The sequence below is a fragment of the Mesorhizobium sp. M1050 genome (assembly GCF_040318715.1).
GTDB lineage: Bacteria > Pseudomonadota > Alphaproteobacteria > Rhizobiales > Rhizobiaceae > Mesorhizobium.
Window position 1 is genome coordinate 1 of the sequence record NZ_JAMYMV010000163.1, and the last position, 1,740, is coordinate 1,740.

3 protein-coding genes are annotated in these 1,740 nt (G+C 62.6%); 1 reads left to right on the forward strand and 2 read right to left on the reverse strand.

The annotated features are described in order from the left end of the window. A partial coding sequence (locus NKH57_RS33660) for a TCP-1/cpn60 chaperonin family protein (protein WP_352950664.1) occupies window positions 1–527 on the forward strand: 527 nt, incomplete at its 5' end. Between the two features lie 265 nt (window positions 528–792). On the opposite strand, the gene NKH57_RS33960 is transcribed toward NKH57_RS33660, so the two are convergent. After that, entirely contained in the window at window positions 793–1,467 is a 675-nt protein-coding gene (locus NKH57_RS33960) for a hypothetical protein (RefSeq protein WP_502905936.1), read from the reverse strand. A 13-nt stretch (window positions 1,468–1,480) separates the two neighbouring features. Next, window positions 1,481–1,740 (reverse strand): DDE-type integrase/transposase/recombinase (locus NKH57_RS33670; protein WP_352950667.1); only part of this gene is annotated, 260 nt, incomplete at its 5' end.

A 1,740-nucleotide genomic window follows, 5' to 3' on the forward strand; every position in this document is an offset into this window, starting at 1 on the left:
CGGTGATCCGCGTCGGCGGTGCGACGGAAGTCGAAGTCAAGGAAAAGAAGGACCGCGTCGATGACGCCCTCAACGCGACCCGCGCGGCCGTCGAAGAAGGCATCGTCGCTGGCGGTGGCGTTGCCCTGCTGCGCGCTTCGGCCGACATCAAGGTCACCGGCGTCAATGCCGACCAAGCCGCCGGCATCAACATCGTTCGTCGTGCGCTGCAGGCTCCGGCCCGCCAGATCGCGGCCAACGCCGGTGCGGAAGCATCGATCGTTGCCGGCAAGATCCTTGAGAACAAGGGCTTGACCTTCGGCTACAACGCCCAGACCGGCGAGTATGGCGACATGATCGCCATGGGTATCGTCGATCCGGTCAAGGTCGTTCGCACGGCCCTCCAGGACGCGGCCTCGGTCGCCGGCCTGCTCGTCACCACCGAAGCCATGATCGCGGAGGCTCCGAAGAAGGAGTCGGCTGGCGGCGGCATGCCTGGCGGCATGGGCGGCGGCGGTATGGGCGGCATGGGCGGCATGGATTTCTAATCCAGCCCCTATCAACCTACAGCGGAAAGGGCGGCAGCAATGCCGCCCTTTCCTTGTGTGCCGAACATGATCGACAACTTGGAGTGCGTCCCGAGGATCTCCTTCGAGCCTCACCGCATGGTCGAGAATTAGGATCTTGTCCGATCGAGCAATTCGCGGGCTCAACCTGGTCAAACCGGCGCCCGCTACGAACTGCCCGATCCTTGAGGATTCCGCTGCGCGACAATCACGATGATTCATTCAGCTGGTAGCTATAGGCGGTGAATCATGAGGGGCATTGAGGAGCGTGGCAAGGCGCCCAGTGGAGCAGACGCGCTCTGAGCCTCAAGATCAAGCGTTTCCTCCTCTGAGTATCCTTGATCTGCCGCTGGACATTCTCGTTGATATTGCTGAGCGGCTCAGCCCGATGGATCTGCTGAGGATGTCGCACACAAATCAAGAGCTGCGTGTCGCCGCGATGATAGTCGCAACGCCTCAAGAAAGGCGGATCCAGGTTCAGGCCATCTGTGGAGCCCTTGCAACCGGGCTCCAGCAGCGTCTCGTCGTCGTGGCAGAGGGGCCTCGTGACCCCGACGACTGCGCTTCGGCCTTGTGGGGCCTCGGAGCGGGCGTGGCAGCGCTTGCACCCGAGCTCTAGCGGCGTCTCATCCTCCTCGCCGAAGGGCTTGAGCCCAGGTCTCAGACCATTGCCCTGGAGGGCCTCGGAGCAGGCGTGGGTGGCCTTGCCCAACTTCAGCCGATCCAGGATTGCGATCAGCAGGTCATGATCTAGCGTCGTCATCACCAGCTCCCTCCGACCACCGCTTCGTACTCGGCGAATGGCCGCAGCAAGCTGGCCGGGGGTGATCTTGATGCGCTCGGCGCGCACCGGCCCTTCGAAGCCGGCAACGCCGACAAAAGGCTCTGTCGCAAACCTGGAAATGGGGGTGTGAACGGCCATTTCGGCCTGTCCGTCAGGCAGCGAGGATATCGAAACAGCGATCGACAGACTTGTAGGCATACCTCGCCTGTCGCTTGCCCATCATGTGGATCATCTCGATGCCGGAGAGGATAACCACGGCGCTCGCCTGCGACTTGAAGCCGAGCATGGATCGAATGCGGCGCTTGATACGCCGGTGATCCTGTTCGATCCGATTGTTGAGATACCGGCTATTGCGGATGCGGATCGGCTTCAGCGGTCGCCGCGATCGCTGCCGCAGCCGGCTTTCAGCGT